Origin of the sequence: Pantoea sp. JKS000250 (assembly GCF_003201065.1) — a bacterium.
Taxonomy (GTDB): domain Bacteria; phylum Pseudomonadota; class Gammaproteobacteria; order Enterobacterales; family Enterobacteriaceae; genus Pantoea; species Pantoea vagans.
Map to the genome: position 1 here is coordinate 46,787 of NZ_QICZ01000003.1, position 15,679 is coordinate 62,465.

10 protein-coding genes are annotated in these 15,679 nt (G+C 52.3%); 3 read left to right on the forward strand and 7 right to left on the reverse strand.

From position 1 onward, the window contains the following. Positions 1-288 precede the first annotated feature (288 nt). Together BY447_RS22545 and BY447_RS22550 are read left to right on the forward strand one after the other, a co-directional pair. Positions 289-834, forward strand: a complete 546-nt coding sequence (locus BY447_RS22545) for a chorismate mutase (protein WP_033785208.1) — start codon at positions 289-291, stop codon at positions 832-834. A 22-nt stretch (positions 835-856) separates the two neighbouring features. Next, positions 857-2,047: a cytochrome P450 gene (locus BY447_RS22550; RefSeq protein WP_110332329.1), complete on the forward strand. Its 1,191-nt coding sequence runs from the start codon at positions 857-859 to the stop codon at positions 2,045-2,047. Between the two features lie 28 nt (positions 2,048-2,075). On the opposite strand, the gene BY447_RS22555 is transcribed toward BY447_RS22550, so the two are convergent. From BY447_RS22555 to BY447_RS22585, 7 genes are all read right to left on the reverse strand, one after another. After that, positions 2,076-3,080: a substrate-binding domain-containing protein gene (locus BY447_RS22555; protein WP_033785205.1), complete on the reverse strand. Its 1,005-nt coding sequence runs from the start codon at positions 3,078-3,080 to the stop codon at positions 2,076-2,078. A gap of 29 nt (positions 3,081-3,109) precedes the next feature. Next, positions 3,110-4,519 (reverse strand): sucrose-6-phosphate hydrolase, encoded by a 1,410-nt coding sequence (locus tag BY447_RS22560; protein ID WP_110332330.1) that lies wholly within the window; start codon positions 4,517-4,519, stop codon positions 3,110-3,112. Continuing rightward, entirely contained in the window at positions 4,519-5,889 is a 1,371-nt protein-coding gene (locus BY447_RS22565; protein WP_110332331.1) for a sucrose-specific PTS transporter subunit IIBC, read from the reverse strand. The genes BY447_RS22560 and BY447_RS22565 overlap by 1 nt, the downstream gene beginning before the upstream one ends. 67 nt (positions 5,890-5,956) lie before the next feature. Next, complete coding sequence (locus BY447_RS22570) at positions 5,957-7,492, reverse strand: carbohydrate porin (RefSeq protein WP_110332332.1); 1,536 nt, start codon at positions 7,490-7,492, stop codon at positions 5,957-5,959. 160 nt (positions 7,493-7,652) lie between these two features. Beyond that, positions 7,653-8,579 (reverse strand): aminoimidazole riboside kinase, encoded by a 927-nt coding sequence (locus tag BY447_RS22575; RefSeq protein WP_110332333.1) that lies wholly within the window; start codon positions 8,577-8,579, stop codon positions 7,653-7,655. Positions 8,580-8,762: 183 nt separating this feature from the next. Beyond that, positions 8,763-9,734: a ParB family protein gene (locus BY447_RS22580; protein ID WP_013356649.1), complete on the reverse strand. Its 972-nt coding sequence runs from the start codon at positions 9,732-9,734 to the stop codon at positions 8,763-8,765. Then, positions 9,731-10,933: an AAA family ATPase gene (locus BY447_RS22585; RefSeq protein WP_013356650.1), complete on the reverse strand. Its 1,203-nt coding sequence runs from the start codon at positions 10,931-10,933 to the stop codon at positions 9,731-9,733. The genes BY447_RS22580 and BY447_RS22585 overlap by 4 nt, the downstream gene beginning before the upstream one ends. Before the next feature lie 2,357 nt (positions 10,934-13,290). Between BY447_RS22585 and BY447_RS22600 the strand changes: the two genes are divergently transcribed. After that, positions 13,291-14,364, forward strand: coding sequence for a RepB family plasmid replication initiator protein (locus tag BY447_RS22600; protein ID WP_110332336.1), 1,074 nt, complete (start codon positions 13,291-13,293; stop codon positions 14,362-14,364). Positions 14,365-15,679: the final 1,315 nt, after the last annotated feature.

Consider the following 15,679-nt stretch of genomic DNA (forward strand, 5'->3'; position numbering starts at 1 on the left):
CCGGCGGGACCTTTCCTGAATTCTGGCAAAAATCCCACTTATTCCCGGACGCTGAAACACTGATGATAAGCGCCTGTCACCGTAAAGCTGAACCTGAATTAACCCGCCATAATTCCATGTTGATATGAATTTTTTATGAACGTAAAGTGAAAAAAACACATCAGAATCAGATCCCTGTAAACGCTAAGCAGACACCTCTGCCTGTTCACATTTTGAAAACAAAATAATCACAATAAGTTATTTTTTCATGTGTAAATTAGTGCCAATTTTCATTTATGGAGCAGGCCAATGACGCAATATGTGGCAGTTTTTCTCTCTTCACTGTTCATGTGCAGCAACGTTTTCGCAGGTTCGGTTTCTTCCGTATCACTCGACGCGCTTTCCACCGCATTAAATGAACGCATGCAGGTCATGAAGGCTGTGGCGGGTTATAAAGCGCAGCATCATTTACCCGTTGAGGATCTGCCTCGTGAGCAGGTTGTTCTGGAAAAGATGCTGCATAACGCGCAGCAGGCAGGACTTGAACCTCAATCGGTGGAGCCTTTTGTCCATGCTCTGATGAACGTCAGCAAAGCGATTCAGTATCGCTATCGGGCTGACTGGCTTTCAGCACCCGAGAGTGACGTACCCGTCACCGATCTGGCCGGGACCCGGCAGCAGATTGAACAGCTGGATACCCAGCTCCTGGCTGCGATCAGCCAGCGCCTGATGACCGGCAGCTTCTCGCAGGAGGACAAAGCGTTTCTGATGTCACAGCTCACGGCACCCCACCTCAGCGAAAGTGATAAAAACAACCTTTTCGCTTCTCTCGCCCGCATTCAGCGCTCGCATTAGTCCTTAAGCCGTGGAGTGAGCTATGCAGCTTCATGAACTGATGAACCCCAAATACACTGACAATCCGTTTCCCCTTTATCGAAAACTGCATCGACAGGGCCCGCTTATTCCTGCCGGGGATAAGATCATCATCAGCGGGAGCCATGCGGTGGTGGAAGCACTGCTGAACGATCGGCGGGTCGGCAAGAATTATATGGAAAGTGTCAGGCTAAGATTTGGAGATGCCGCAGCCGACATGCCGCTGTTTCAGGGCATCAGCAGAATGTTTCTGGTGCTGAATCCGCCGGAGCACAACCGGTTAAGAGGACTGGTTATGAAGGCATTCAGCGCCCGGGAAGTTAAACCCCTCCGGGAGATGGCGCTGGCGGTAGCCAACGAGCTGATGGATGCGCTGGCAGGTCGTCGCGACTGCGATCTGGCCCAGGCATTCGCCTTTCCGTTACCGGTACGCATTATCTGCAGGATGCTGAATCTCGCTGAGTCTGACGCGCCTGAACTGGGTCGGCTCACGTCAGTTCTGGTCAAAGTTTTCGACCCGCAAATCAGCCAGTCGGATCTGCTGGAAGCCGCCGATGCGTTTGCCGTACTGGAGCGTTACTTCAGCGCAATGATCGTCGCCCGGCGTGACAGCACGGCCAGCGATCTGGTGTCCCTTTTTCTGCGCAGCAGCAGCGATGGCGACCGGCTAAGTCACGATGAGATCATCGCCAATGTGATACTGCTGTTTATTGCCGGCCATGAGACCACCTCAAATATGCTCTGCAATACTCTCCTGGCTCTGCATGACCATCCGCAGGAACTGGCTTGCCTGAAACAGAATCATGCGCTGATACCTGATGCCATAGCGGAGTGTCTGCGTTACGACAGTTCGGTCCAGATGCTGTACCGCACGACGCTGGAAGAAATTGAGGTGGCAGGCCAGCTCATTCCGCCAGGAACACGCTTTTTTCTGAGTCTGGGCGCAGCCAATCACGACCCGCTTGTCTTTACCTCGCCGGAGCGGGTCAATATCCGGCGACATGAGGGACGCAACCTGGCATTTGGTGCCGGGATACATCACTGTATGGGCTACCGGCTGGCACTGGCGGAAATGGAGGTGGCGCTGGAGGTATTGCTGACCCGACTGCCAGCAATGCGGCCGGTAACCGCCGGGGTTCGCCGCAATCACAGAGCCAACCTGCGTGGTGTCAGCGCCCTGCCGGTCAAGTGGTGAAGCCGCCGGGGCCAGAAGCGCCCGGCGATTAGCCGCGCAGGCGCAACGTAGCGGGCAGCACCAGCTGGCTGTCTGCTGGATCATTTCCGGCGATCATCGTGGTCAGCATAGAAAAACAGGCCTGCGCGAGCGCCGGAACATTCTGCTCTACGGTGTCGACAGGAATCGAGAGTGAATCATAGAGATAGTGGTCATCAAAACTGGCGATGCGGATATCGCCGGTCAGCAGGTGATGCTCACTCATGTAGCGCAGTACCCCTTCCAGCAGGCCGCAGGCGGCAGTGAAAATTGCTTTAGGTGGACGCCCCAGCCGCTGACATAGTGCGGCAAACATCTCGTAACCGCTGCCGGGATGGTAGTTCCCCTGGATTACCCACTCCGGCTGCAGCGTTACACCGGCCCGCGCCAGCCCCTCTCTGAATCCCGCCAGACGATCCTGAGTCGGAGAAAGATCGGACTGTCCGCCCATAAAGTAGATCTCCTCCGGACAGGCGCGCGCCAGCTTTTCAACCAGCTCAGCGGTGGGCGTCACGGAGTCGGTGATGACCCAGGGCAGCGTCGTGTTGTTCATGTGGCGGTCAAACAGCAGCACCGGCAGCTGTTCGCTGAGGCTGACATAGTCGCTGTCAGTCAGCATACTGGAGGCAACAATCAGGCCGTCGACCTGACGCGCCACCAGATTGTTGACCACGACCCGTTCCTGACCGGCATTTTCGTCGGTACAGGCGATCAGCAACTGCAGACCCGCCGCACGGCAGAGATTTTCCAGCGCATGAGAGAAAGCTGCAAAACCGTGGTTGGTGATCTCCGGTACTACCAGCCCCAGCGTATGACTGCGGGCGTCGTGCAACATCCGCGCATGGATACTGGGCTGATAATGGTGTTCGCGGGCCAGCCTCAGCACCCGCTCACGCGTCTCCTTCGCGACCCGTAACTCTTCGCCACGGCCGTTGAGCACCAGGCTGGCAGTGGCTTTTGAAACCCCGGCCAGCCCGGCGATATCACTGATGGTAACGCGTTTTGTTTTTCTCACGGCAAGGCATCGGTTAGGGAAACAAGGGCTTATTCTACCATGCAGCGACGTAACGACCAGTAGCGCGCCTGCAGTTCTGCGCGCCCGCGCAGAGTCAGCAGCGCCGGCTGGTCCGGAAAATATCGGCTGCTCATCACCCCTTCCCCGTCGTTGATGAAGATCTCAACGCTGGAGTGGTCACACAGAATCTGTAACCGGCGGGCTGCCCCGGTCCAGTAACGATACGTCCATTCACCCGACATCAGGCTGCGACGGGCAAGCCGCAGTTCGTTGTGCTGCCACGTCAGGATCAGGGTATCGGCGAAATTGAGTTCGATGTCGCCCTGGCTCTCAAGCTCAAGCTCCAGCCGCTGTGCGCCGATCGGTGGCGTATCATCAGCACGGCCCTGATAGTGCTGCTCGTGCTTGCGCAACGCCTGCAGTTCCGCGATGGGCTGCTGACAGAGCCGCCCGTTACGTGAGCTCAGCTCGCGCAGACAGGTCATCTGGTGGATCCAGCCCTGCGCCACGGTTGGCTGGGCCATCTCTTCACCGTCTGGCGTCCCCATCCAGCCCACCAGCAGCCGCCGGCCATCCGCGGTCAGCGTGGTTTGCGGAGCATAAAATTCAAAGCCGGCATCCATTTCGTTCAGCGGGCCGTGCTGGTATGCAGGCTGCTGATAATCCAGGTCGCCACTCAGCCAGGCACAGGCGTGACTGTTCAGAAAGCGCTTCTCTTCGGGCGCAACACCCTGCGGACAGCAGATCAGATAGGTGCTGTCTCCGAGCGTGAACATGTCCGGGCACTCCCACATATAACCCGCGGCATCCAGCCCGCCCAGTCCGCTGCCCGCAATCTCGCCGGGATTCTGCCACTCCCGCAGATTGTCAGAACGCAGCAGCAGCACCCTGCCCTGCCGCTGCGTATTCTGCGCCGCCAGCACCATGTACCAGCGATCGTCGTGACGCCAAACTTTGGGATCGCGAACGTGGCCGGTATACCCCTCCGGCACGGCGATGACCGGACCGAGCTTGTCAAAACCGCCCGCTCTGTTTTGCTGCGCCAGGCACTGCCACGCCGTGCGCGAGCCATCATCAAATTTTACGTTGCCGGTGTAGACCAGTGTCAGTACGCCGTTATCGTCGACCGCGCTGCCGGAGTAGCAGCCACTGCGGTCATACTCCTCATCCGGCATCAGCGCGATGGGCTGATGCTCCCAGTGCAGCAGATCGGCTGAGCGCCAGTGCCCCCAGCATTTATGCTGATGCGCACAGCCCAGCGCGTTCCACTGGTAGAAGAGATGATAGTGACCGTCGAAATGGATGAAGCCGTTGGGATCGTTAAGCAGTCCGGTAACCGGTGCCAGATGCCAGCCGGGATAGTGGCTGTCGCTGAGCGCCTTTGGCATCCCCTGCATCACCGCCTGCAGAATGGCGGCAAGACGTGTTGATGAGGCCATTATTCAGAGTCCGTTTTGTATTTGAGCAGATAAGAGATCACAAACGCGGTGGTGAACGCGATGGCGACGCCAATGACATAATTGAGCAGAGAACCCGCCTTAACAATCGCCATGCCCGGCAGACCGGTCAGCCCGACCGCCGTCATATAGACATGGACCGATACCACCCAGGCACCGCCCAGCGCGCCGCCCACCAGACCCGCGATAAAGGGTTTCATAAACCGCAGGTTGATACCAAAGATAGCCGCCTCGGTGATCCCCAGCAGTGCTGAAAACGCCGAGGGCAGCGAAATTGCTTTGATCTTCGCATCGCGGGTTTTAAACCACACCGCCAGACAGGCCCCGCCCTGAGCAACGTTCGCCATCGCCCAGATAGGCAGCAGAAAGTTAACCCCGATAGACGGGTTACCCAGCAGTCCCGCCTCAATCGCATGGAAGCTGTGATGCACGCCGGTAATAACAATCACCGAGTAGAGCCCGCCAAATACCAGTCCCGCCAGCCAGCCAGCGTGAGCAATCAGGGTGCTGAGCACAAAAGAGATCCCATCGCCCAGCATACGGCCCGCCGGACCGATAATCAGCAGCGCAATGAAGCCTGAGATAATCACCGTCAGGAACGGGGTCAGAATAAGATCGAGCGCATCCGGGATCACCCGACGCAGCTGCTTTTCCAGCATGCTCATAAACCATACCGCCAGCAGCACCGGGAATACCGTACCCTGATAGCCAATCATCGCCACTTCAATGCCGAAGAAGTTCATGGTGTGGAAACCGGCGGCGACGCCCCAGGCGTTGGTCAGCGCCGGGTGCGTCAGAATGCCGCCCAGCGTCGCGCCCAGAAATGGGTTGCCGCCAAACTCGCGTGCCGCCGTAAAACCAATCAGGATCGGCAGGATAATAAAGGCCGCTGAGCTGCACATATCCAGCATGATGTAGAGCGCATTTTCCGGATTGACCCAGCCGTAGGTTTTAACCATCCCCAGCAGGCCCATCAACAGACCCGACGCCACAATAGCCGGAATGATCGGCACAAAAATGTTCGACAGCAGACGAGCGATACGCTGGAAAGGATTGAGCTTGCGGGCGGCAATATCAGCAGCCTCAGACTTGCTCGATTCGCTAATGCCAGCTTCGGCGATAAAAGCGGCGTAGACCTTGTTTACCACACCGGTACCGAAGATAACCTGAAGCTGTCCGGCGTTGCGGAAGCAGCCTTTAACGCCCTCAATCCGGCCAACCGCGGTAGTGTCCGCTTTTTCATCATCTGCCAGCACCAGCCGTAGCCGCGTCGCACAGTGAGCCGCACTGGCAATGTTCTCTTTGCCACCCAGCAGGGGCAGCAGGGCCCGCGATATTTTTACATAGTCCATACATACCTCACTCTTGTTATGTTTTTATCCGCGTGACGTTCAGGCCCCGGCAGCCGGGGCCGCCCGATCAGAACCAGGTTTCCATCTGTATGCCGAAGTTCCATTCGCCGCCGGCATCGAAGCCTTTGCTGCCGAACGCGTCGTCACTGGCATAGTTATCCAGCCGGTGATCCCAGTTCATCCAGGTGGCAAACAGACGAATCTCCGGACGTTTAAGGAAGTCGCCGACATCACCGGCTTTCAGGGTTGGCGCAACGGTGAGTTTGGTGAAGCTGCCGCTGACCGCGTTACGGTTGTTGTAGCCTTCCGGACGCAGATCCATGTACTGATAAGAGCCTTCATACTGCATCTCGAAGTTCTGCGTGATTTCCTGAATCAGCCGGAGGTTGACTGTCGCCCAGTCATAGCTGTCACCTTTGACATAGCGATCGTCACTGCGCTGTGCCAGTAAAGCGGGCGCAATGTGCCAGCCACCGCCAAGAGGCGTCGTACCGTAACTCGCCAGCCGCCAGGTATCCGCTTCCGGTAGCAGTGCGCCGTCAGAACCAATCGACTTCACCTCAGCGCCCAGGCCATGACCGTAGAGCAGGGCCGTTTTCGACGTGCCTTCTGTCAGCCCATAAAAACTATCGTTATGCAGGCCCAGCAGCGCATGGACGCCGGTTTCTGCCGCATCGCTTTTGACACGGAGACCGTCAATATCCCGGCGATCGTCGTTATCTTTCGCCCGCATACCGCTGACCATCATCTGCACCGGGCCGACAAAGTTATTCAGCGACAGGATGTAGTTCTGCGCGGTGTTTTCATTGTTTTCGATGTCACCAAAGGTACGGCCATAAAGCGAGATGTTGCTGCGTGCCTGATCGCTCCATGTCATGTCGTAGATACCGGCACCGGTTCCGGCAAGGAAGACCACATCGGAGTCGATCCAGTGAATATCGAAGTTATCACGATCAAAACGCTTACCGGCCCAGACCGTTGCGTTATCGAACGCACCGCTGAAAGTGGGAAGCTGTCCCAGCTCGACAAACGCCTGACGCAGGTTGAGATCGCTGCTGGCGGCCGTCCAGTCGTTATAAGTGCGCTGTCCATCGGCCAGCATCGCTTTGAAGCGGGTGGTGGCGCCATTGTCCAGCGTCTGCTTATGTTCAAGGTTGAGCTCAACGTAGGTATCCGGCTCATTACCCAGACGCCCAACGTGACCGCCGGTTTCTCCAGCCGGAGTTACGGTCGGGCCACCCTGAGTTCTGGCGGCGGAGCTGTTCATCAATAATCCTGAGCGGGCATAACCGTGGAACTCAAAGCCACCTTCATCGGCAGATTTTTGTTCCGGTTTCGTAGTGCGCTGCGCGACCTCAGCGGCAGAGGTCTGGGTCTGCTGCTGCACCGCTGCCAGCTGATGAGCTTGCCTTTCAGCCATCTGAGCCTGTTTTTCGGCGACCTCTGCGCGGCTTTCAGCGGCATTCGCCCGCTGCTCGGCAGCCTGCAGGCGCTGCTCCATCGCCGCAAGGCGGGCTTCGATGCTGCTCATGCTGGGATCGGCCCAGACGGATGTGGAAAGGAATATTGCAGTGAGGGCGACGGCTAACGTGCTTTTTTTCATTTTTTTATATCCCTGAGGAGAAGCTATCATCACCGGTATTTTTTGCTAAACCGGTTTAGGCGCAAATCATAGCCACGGGTAATTTCCCTCTGCAATGAAAATAGCTAAACCGGTTTAGTGATTGTGAGATAGCTCCCAAAACAGGGGCATTACAGGATGATTAGCCGGCCAGATCGTCCAGCTGGTGGCGCCAGGGAAGTGCTGTCATGGCTCCTTTCGCCGTGGTTGCAAGTGCGCCACAGCGCTGCGCAGTCACCAGATAGCTGGCAAGTTGTGATTCGTTTACAGGCAGACCCGACTTGGCCAGCTCCCAGAGTAACCCGGCTACAAAGGCATCACCTGCACCGGTAGTATCGACGCTGTCAACGGGCGTGGTGGCATGGTGGGTTATCTGGCCCTGATAACAGGCCATCACCCCTTCCCTGCCCCGTGTCACCAGTAACAGGCGAATGCTGAATTTGGCGGCCAGTTGAGGCATGCTGACAGCTGCTTTCTGACCCGGACTAAGAAAATCGAGCTCTTCGTCAGAGAGTTTCACCACGTCCGTATGACTGAGGGCTTCGTTCACCACCGCATGGAGGAGTGCCGTGTCGGGCCAGAGATCTTCCCGCAGATTTAAATCGAAGCTGACATGGCCGCCTGCCGCGCGGATTTGTTTCATGGCGGTCAGCGTCGCCGTACGAGAGGGTTCCGCCGCTAAGGCAATGGAACAGCAGTGCAGCCATTCCCCGCGATGAAACTCGGGCAGATCTGACGGTTCAAGAAACAGGTCGGCACTGGGCCGAACCATAAAGGTAAAGGAGCGCTCGCCCTGCTCATCCAGCCCGACCACCACGGTTGATGTGCGATGCTGTGAATCGGCAATCATGCAGGCCGTATCAACATTTTCTTCACTGAGCGTCTGCCGCATAAATTCACCAAACGGATCGGCACCCACCCGTCCGATAAAACCGCTGTTTCCCTGCAGGCGGGCAATGCCAACGGCGACATTAGCGGGTGCTCCGCCCGGACACTGCATCAGGCTACCCGGCATTTCGGGTAGCAAATCGACCACGGCATCCCCGAGGCACCATACGCGAACAGACATAAAAAACTCCTCTGATTAAACCTGAAAGCTAAACCGTTTTAGCTATAACGCTAAATGGCGTCAGCTTCAAGCGTTAACATGTTTAAGTGATATGTGATTAGCAGAGGAGTTTCATGATTAGAGAGCAGGAATAAAAAAACCGGCGCAGCGGCCGGTTCCATTGTCAGTAATGTGTGATGAAGATTATTTAAGCGTAGAGAGTATCTGTCTGATCGACGCATCAATCTGTTCAGCAATCTCTTTCGGCAGACGACTGAATTCGTACTGCACGGTGCGCTTCTCATCATTGGTTTTACGACGCGCATAGGTATTGGCCGTAGTAAACGTTGCCAGCTTTTCCGTCACCGTTTTACTGACCGGTGCTGGTTTTTTTAACTGACGACGGGCGCTTTTGAAGCCATTCAGGATTGCGCTCTTCTTCTCGTCTGCATTAGCGTTTTGCAGTGCATCATCTGCCTCCAGCTTTTGCTGAATTTCGCTGACCAGTCCGGCGACATCAATCGCTTCCGCTTTCGCCTCCTCCCAGACATCAAGCAGCAACTGATAATCCTGAAGGGTCAGCTCAGAAACGACCGGGAAGAGTTCGATAAACTCAGCGGGTACGGATGCGGCCTGAAATGCACGGGAGACCTTAGCATTTGAGATACCTTCCGCTTTAGCAATGTCTGATTTGCTCATGCCACTTTCATTCATCAGCATAAAGCGCAGCCCTAATTCACGCAGGTTATGCTCTTTCGCCGTCTGAATATCAGCAGCCAGCTGACGCGCATCGCTAAGGCTCAGTTCATCCGCGGTGACCAGCACTTCCAGACTGGCCCCGGAAAGAATACAGGCAGCGCGACGGCGCGAGCCATCCATGATCTCAATTCGGTCACCGTTCACGCGACCTATGGCCGGGAAAAATTGCTGCAGTGTAATCGTACGCGTGATTTCCTGCAGCGATTCAGGCGTCAGCGTGCTCTGATCACGTCCATTGATTTTCGGGTCAACGCTGGTTCGGGTTTCAATATCGTCATGCAGGATCAGCTGGCGTACAAAGGTCGCCTTCGCACCTGACTTCAGTGTAAAAGTGCGCGACTGGCTGCTGCTGTCGATCATGTTCGCAATAGCAGAATCGCCGAACTTGCGGCCAATGCGCTGTATCGGTTTGCTCACAGGGTACTCCTGATATATTCGATGCGATCAAACACAGCCCTTGAGAACTGCTCGGCTTCATATTTGGCTTTTCGCAGGGCGTCTGCGCTGCCCGGATAGGAAGCGGGGTTGGCACTGATCACCGTGTCAAAGGATTCGCCACAACGCTCAAATCCATCAAGACGCGGTAAGCCGCAGTCCAGCATCGATTTGGTAAATACCTCACGGGCATAACTTTGTGACGTCAGGTGATCATGCTTGGAGGTCATTTTAGACATAAAGCCAATATTAGCTTTGAGCCGCGGTTCGATACCTTCAGCCTCAATACGCTCCAGCATTTCTGGCAGGCGCGTCAGGTACTTCATGGTGGAGTGGAAATCGACCTGTGCCGGCGGCGTCGGTGTCAGCAGCACATCGCTGGCCGCGATCGCATTCAGCATAAAGGAATCAAGATGAGGGCCGGTATCAAGGAAGATAAAATCGTAGTCACCTGCCAGACGGTCGATCACATTACGGCGAAGGACTTCTGAGGGGGCAACGCCGGGCAGATGTTCAGCAACCAGTTCTTCCCAGTCGCTGGCAACGAACCCATCGTCGATTGAGGCCGGGATAACGTCAACGCCGGGCATGACGGTAGGTTTAATAAACTGCTCGCGAAGCTGGTCTGCATCCAGATCGTTGAGCATAGCCTGCGCTGCTGTTTCCAGTACTGAACCGACACTGTTGGTATGGCTCAGGAACATCGTGCTTGACGCCTGGGGATCCAGGTCAATAACCAGTATGCGCAGGTCATTGTGCAGCATAGAAGGATGGGCGCGCATACCGTGAGCCAGCGTGACGGTGCTGACGGTTTTAGAGACACCGCCTTTAAGGCTGACAACAAACACGACAAAGGGGCCATCATGCCGATCGCGATATTTTGGTACTTTACGATGCTGATAAATGTCGACGACGTTCTGAATGGTCAGGGCATATTGCGATGTACTGCCGGTTTGCTTTTTACCAAACTGGTATCCTGCTGCTTCCATATCACTAATTGCAGCGACGACAGCGTGCTTACTCAGCAGTGGCATATTAGCAACAGCATTGCGGGAGAAAGTCTGGTAAAAACCTGTCTGGTTAAATTCCTGACGCTGCTGCTCAATGTGGTCACTGAGTCCATGTAACATGGAGTTGGCACGTGTTGCCATCTCCAGCACTCCACCATAATCGCGCTTCATAAGACCCTCTGCGTTAATGTTTTTTGCATACTACACAAAAAGCGCACACCTGCCAATTTTTTAGGAAAATGCCAAAAACCTGGATTTTTTGTCTCAGGTGGTGGAATGGTTTTCGAAAATTTATGGTCAGCTGTAAAAGAGGATCTCTTGAGCTCTGTGGCCGTAGTCCATTCAGTTTGAGTATGTTGAACAGGCATCAGGGTTGAGTTTGATAATGGATGGCGGAGGGTAGTGCGCGATATTCGTTTTACTTTTGTGATGGCAGAAATGCCCAGTCGGCAATCGTGGCCCTTATATCAGACGCTGATCATGGTGTTTTCATCATGAAAATTTTATATATATCTATTTATATCAATATCTTACGAGAATATTTGCTTGGTGAAAATCTGCAGCGAAAATGGGTTTTTATAAAGTATTCTTTTAACTATAAATAGTGGCTTAACGTTAGTGGAAAGTCTAAGTGGTCACCCTGGCAGTACTCTCTTTTTGATAATAAAACCTTGCTCCCTCAAAAGAACAGATATCAGCCTTATACATTACCAAACTAACCTTTTCTGACTTTTAAGATCATCGCAATCGAAATCGAAGAATTTCTTTTCTGGCCCGGAGCCGATCTGTCAGCAATGTAAGCTTTGCTAAGAGCCAGGCGTAGACATGACTTCTTCTAGAAAGTCTATAAAGGCAAAGCTATAGGATGCGATGCTTTACTCACTTTCTTAATAAATCTGCAAAAGAGAGGAGATGTATCGAGCCAGGCTGAAACCCTATACATCAACTATCGGGCTGTGAGCTTCTACACGAAAAATGATTATATGCGTATTGGAGTTACAGCTCCTGCATAGGCAGGACAGAATCTGTCTGTTCCTCTAAGAAATGGTGCTGGTCGTAAGCTTGTCAGAAATTCATATCCTCTTATAACTTTCAATTACGATTTGTTTATAGTCTGTGTGGATGCTTCTCACAGAGTCCTGCAGCATTTGTCACTGCATCTGACAGAGATTCTATTCTTATCGCTGACTGACTTTGATCCCCATAAAGATATTTTATTTATAGTGTTAGCTTTAGCGGTTTCATGAATACTGTGATGAAACATTGAGATCTGTGAATAGGGCAGGGGATTGAGAGTAACAGGCCAGATAGTAATAACCAGTAAGACGCCGCATAAGCAGCAAAAGGAAATCCGCATAATTTAAACATCGTCTGTTCGGTAAGTGTACGGGTATGAAAACCAACTTTCTTTTTCCCTCGTGATAAACGATCGTATGCAGTTACCTGATGATGAGACTATGCATAACAAATTTCTTTATGAGCTGGATTTATCAGGTTGGGGAAAAGTATCAATTGCTACGCTAACTTATCGCTGTCTGAATTCATTCAGGAGCCAGTTGGACTTAATGAGTCCATCTTCAACCTCTTGAAACGTTATTTCTGAGATCATAAGCAGGGTGTTTTCACTATGAAAATATGGAAAAATCACTCGTTTATCAGATAGATAAATCATTAAATTCATGGTGAAAATCTGTTCTTTACTCATGAACGTTTATTTGAAGAGCTTGGAGATATTCACTTTGGGCTTAAAACCTTAATCTCTTTATGGTTATTGGCACATACCCGATTAAATGCTTTGCCTTGTCAGCAACAGATTGCTCCCACACCTAATAACTCGCTCAGAACTTGCTTATAGAATTCTTCATCTCGTATCTGCAGTTGAAAACCCGTTTGATCTCAGCTTTGGTTATTGCTGAATCGTGTCTGTTTTATCCCCGTTATTCACAGGCCAGATCCAATTGGTCGATCCTCAATAGATCAAATTGAGATCCTTAACAGATCCCAACAGGCTTTGAAGCCACGCAGCACAAGGTCTGAAAGGGTGTTGGTATCCACTGTAGCGAGAAGAACAACCACTGCAGAGAGCACAATAACCACTATAGCGAGTAAAGCAACCGCGCTGGCGAGTACTCAACAACCACTGTAGCGAGTAGATAACACTTTTTCATGTGCATAACCCCCGATTGAGCACACCCGCTGCAGTTTTAGAGTCTTTGCCAAGGAAACAGGATAAAAACGGAGATTCTGATTAACCGGGGGGTAGGCTTTTTTAACGGGTTATCCACCGAGCAGATCCAATAACAGATCCACATAAGATCCTTTTTAAGTTCCTTAAAGATCCCCGTGGAGCCTCAGCCCCTGGTATCACTGCGATAAAGAAGGTTAGCTAACCACTGTAGCGAGTAAAACAACCACTGTATCGAGATAAATAACCACTATGGCAAGTAGATTAACCGCTATAGTGAGTGCTAGTATCCACTGTATTGAGTAACAGCGGCTCTCGCCTGTTCACATTACGGATCTTCCTAATGCCAAGAAAAGAACCAGATATCCTGAACATAGCTGATGCGTTTAGCGAAACAGACAAGCGTACAGGCGAAGTTGTTACTCTAACGCCCAACAGTAATAACACCGTGCAGCCAGTCGCGTTGATGCGTCTCGGCTTGTTTGTTCCAACGCTGAAATCCACAGCGCGTAGTCAGAAAAACCAGATGAATGCGATGGATGTGACTCAGGATCTGAAACAGTTATCTCTGGTCAGATCGGAAGGGTATGACAACATCAAGATTCTGGGTGCCCGGCTGGATATGGATAATGATTTTAAGACCTGGGTTGGGATCATTCGCGCATTCGCCACGCATGAGTGTCTGGGAGACACAGTAACGCTCTCGTTCGTAGAATTTGCAAAACTCTGCGGCATACCTTCTGCGCGCCTCTCATCGAAGCTCAGGAGCCGTCTGGACGCTTCGCTGACGCGGATTGCGTCTAATACCCTGACTTTTACCAGCAAGGGCGGAGAGAACTACACAACGCATCTGGTGCAGTCCGCCAAATACAGCGTCAAAAAGGACACGGTGACCTTACAGGCTGATCCCAAAATCTTTGAGCTGTATCAGTTCGACAGAAAGGTTCTGCTGCAGCTTAAGGCTATTAACGAGCTGGCACGCAAAGAGTCCGCTCAGGCGCTTTATACGTTCATTGAAAGCCTTCCGCCTAAGCCTGCACCAATATCCATGGCACGCCTGCGTGCAAGGCTTAACCTTACGTCGCGCGTGATCACCCAGAATGCGACAGTCAGGAAAGCGATGGAGCAGTTAAAAGAGATTGGTTATCTCGATTATACCGAGACCCGCCGCGGCTCTTCCGTATACTTCTGGGTCCATTACCGTCACCCCAAGCTGCGCCCGGCCGAACTGCCGCTCAGCAAGGCAGGCCTGATCGATGATGAGATGGACGAGTTTGACGATATGGACAACGATCCCACTATTATTGATGTCAATCTGCCTGAACCGGTGGGTGAAGATGAAAGCAGTGAACTTGTCATGGTATCGCGTGAGGAAAAAGAGTTACTGAATAAAATCAGGAAACAGAAAAAGCGTTAGATGCCTGTTCACCACACAGTTCATGGCTGACCCATCCTGCAGCCTGCTAACCACTATAGCGAGAGATGGGCTGTTTAAGGGTATCTGACAGCCCTAACCACTATAGCGAGTTAGATTACTCGCTATAGTGGTTAGCCCCTTTCCGAAAGAGCATCAATATCCAGATGCGCTTGCCTGAAAACATCCTGCAATTTGCTGTGGTCTTCCATTCCGCCTCCCGGACCCAGAGGGTGCATTGGACTTCACAAGAGATCTACTTCTCGTAGTGGTTAGCCAGTACGTGGCTTCACTGTAAACGCTGCAATAAGGCGTTATCGTGTTTATCACTCTCTATAGTGGTTAGTCAGGTCTGGTTAACAGAATGCGGATTCTCCTCCCAATGCCATCTGACGTGTTCCGCAGGCGATATTGAGCTCTTCGGTTTTACTCGCTACAGTGGTTATCGCCATTCTGAAATGGCTATCTCATCCTGGTTTGCCTCATTCTGCCCAAAAGATTTACACGCTACAGTGGTTTTCTGGAGATTTATTGGCTGATGCGTTCAGATAATGATCAGGTGACAGACACGGTTCTTACAACATTCTCGCTACAGTGGTTATTTTTTTGGATTGAGGGGCGATATTACTCGCTATAGTGGTTAGCAGTATCATTTTACTCTGCCTGTTAATGACATTTAGCTAGTTAAAGTGAGTGCTTACTATCAATATTTATCTCTCATAGCATGATGAGAACAAAAAATTAGCTTAGCAGGTAAGGTCAGCCAGGCACTCGCTACAGTGGTTGTGTTACAGGATGAGCAGAATGATTTCGTCAACAGAACAAAGCTATTTTAGCGAATAACAGCGCAAAACAGGGCAGGGCTATCACTCCGTTCAAGCTACATGCACCTCCTCACACGACCTTTTCACTCGCTATAGTGGTTATGCCGCATGGAAGTCGTGCGTGGTGCACTGTTGAGCATAGATAATCTTAGGCTCCTCTTTCTGGATCACTTACTCGATACAGTGGTTATCATCTGAGAACAGAGGTGAGCAGGTACTCGCTACAGTGGTTATCTGAGCGTTTATCGTCTGCCTGAGTGATTTATCGGCATAATCCGGATGAATATTGCGCAACATACTGGCTACAGTGGTTGTCATAAACGCTTCGGGCGCACCTTTGCTCGCTATAGTGGATATTTGTCACATTCTATACCCTGATAGTGCAGTTCAATCTCAGATTTACTTCCTATAGTGGTTAACCTGTAAGCGTTACTCGCTATAGTGGTTATCAGAAAATGTATGCCGGAAATGCGTCAGAAACTCATTCAAAAATG